This is a genomic window from Mesorhizobium sp. M1A.T.Ca.IN.004.03.1.1 (genome assembly GCF_003997555.1).
Taxonomy (GTDB): Bacteria; Pseudomonadota; Alphaproteobacteria; order Rhizobiales; family Rhizobiaceae; genus Mesorhizobium.
In genome coordinates this window covers 1-249 of record NZ_RZTV01000796.1, presented here as the reverse complement: position 1 = coordinate 249, position 249 = coordinate 1, and the positions used below count along the sequence as shown (strand labels likewise).

The window sequence follows — 249 nt, the reverse complement described above, 5'->3', positions numbered from 1 at the left end:
CAGGGTCTCCTCGATGGTGCGCTCCGTCGCCGCATCGTCCCGGAAGAGTTCTGCCGGATCTCGACCGCTGTTGAGGATGGTGTGCACGGAGTTGCCGATCTGGTGCACTGTCGCTTCATGGCCGGCATTGAGCAACACGATCGTCGTTGAAATGAGTTCTTCTTCAGTGAGATACTGGCCCTTGTGCTCCGTGCGGATCATGTGGGTCAGCAGGTCATCGCGAGGCTCTGCCCGGCGTTCGGCGATTGC

At 60.2% G+C, this 249-nt stretch carries 1 pseudogene; it reads right to left on the bottom strand.

Going from position 1 to position 249, the window contains the following annotated elements:
• Positions 1-249 (bottom strand): annotated as a pseudogene (locus tag EOD29_RS33845) (cytochrome P450); the annotation flags it as partial.